2 protein-coding genes are annotated in these 1562 nt (G+C 47.4%); both read left to right on the top strand.

Annotated elements, in window-relative coordinates; genetic code table 11:
* Positions 1–292: 292 nt before the first annotated feature.
* Positions 293–757: a hypothetical protein gene (locus BUB04_RS18610; protein ID WP_073042308.1), complete on the top strand. Its 465-nt coding sequence runs from the start codon at positions 293–295 to the stop codon at positions 755–757.
* A 408-nt stretch (positions 758–1165) separates the two neighbouring features.
* Positions 1166–1501, top strand: coding sequence for an ACT domain-containing protein (locus BUB04_RS18595; protein ID WP_073042301.1), 336 nt, complete (start codon positions 1166–1168; stop codon positions 1499–1501).
* Positions 1502–1562 lie beyond the last annotated feature (61 nt).

Genomic DNA, 1562 nt, shown 5'->3' with positions numbered 1-1562 from the left:
CTGCGGAGGAGTCGAAAGCGCCCGTCGCCCAGCCGCGAAATGGATTTCGAATGCCCCACCGTCAGTCTGCAGCCTTTCTATTCACGGATTCAGGAGAAAAATATAGAAATATGAATAAATCACATAACAATTGCATTAAGTCGGATTGCAATTCTGCTTCGCTTCATTGCAACCGCTTATGCACAGCGTTCGTGGGACGCTGCGGCGAGTATGCTCACCTCCGCGTCCGCCGCTGATCAGCGGCTCCCGTTGTGCACACAAGGATACAGTTCAGCGAAGGAGTTTTTTGATCATGGTTGAGCAGGTTAGCGGTCTCTTCGGTATCCTTGCAAGAATCCTCGATGTATTTCAGCAAAAAGCTTACGTCTATGTCGATGTCACCTTTGGAGCAGATGTTCCATATTGCCTCACGGTGCTGAACAGAAGTTCTTTCGATATCTTACTGTTACATCTTCTAGCTATCCCCGACGGCTTTCCAACCACTGACAACGGTTGGCGGCTTAATCAAGGTTCTCTATTCAAGAACAAAATCCTGAAGCCTGGCCAGAAGATCCGGGTGCTGCTCAGGCATCAGGATATCGGTGAGCTAACGCACAGGAAATTCAAAATAGAATACTGCACTCTATTAAGAGGCAGACAGATTCCTCGACTCCAACAGACGTGCGAACACGAGTTTATCAGCACTGATCACACTGTAACCGTGGTAGCGAGTGTTAAGACCGCATGGAATATTCATGGGGATGAAACTAAAACCTAAATTAGATACTATCATACAACAACGCCCTAAAGTGAGTTCACGGCAATTATAGAGGCTGCACCCGAAGGTGGTTATTTGGCGATTTGTCCTGAAGTGCCAAGTGCCAATGGACGAGGAGAAACAATAAATGAGGCAAAAGACAATTTGTGTCAAGCTGTTGGACTCATTCTCAATGATCGAACAGATGATATTCTTCGTGGATTACCTGATGATGAAAGCCGCGAAAATATTGTAATTGTATGAAACGCAAAAATTTAGAAAGCAAAGTGGGAATAGCGGGTTGTTATCTCAAAAGGGAAAGCGCGTTACCGTCACCATGGATTAATGCAAAGACCGGGGTTGTTGAAACTCTTGCTCAGCATAACGAAATAAAAGAACCTTTAGCAAAGAAGATAGTCAAAAGGGTAAATGCAGAATAAGTGGCCTAACAAGGCGCTGCACTTGACCGCCATTCGGCTCCGCCCATTAGGCGGCATGACAACTCGAGTTAACGGCTCTACCGGATTTGAGCGTATGGAAGGCGAGACCAATCTCAGCGTCCTGCTTGCTGCAATGCGCCCCATCTTGCACGATGAGGCTTATGTTTTCTGTGTGGTTGATCAGGATACTTACGAGAAATTGCCATTCACTCCACTTTGCACATTTCGAGAGCGGGAAGGCATAACCGTTATCGTCACTCAGCAGCAAGCGGAGGTCTATGGGTTACCATTTCCTGAATCCGTGAATAGAAAGGCTGCAGACTGACGGTGGGGCATTCGAAATCCATTTCGCGGCTGGGCGACGGGCGCTTTCGACTCCTCCGCAG

This window comes from Desulfacinum infernum DSM 9756, assembly GCF_900129305.1.
GTDB classification, from domain to species: Bacteria; Desulfobacterota; Syntrophobacteria; order Syntrophobacterales; family DSM-9756; genus Desulfacinum; species Desulfacinum infernum.
The sequence above is the reverse complement of the archived record's forward strand: the minus strand, read 5'-3'. Positions and strand labels throughout refer to the sequence as shown.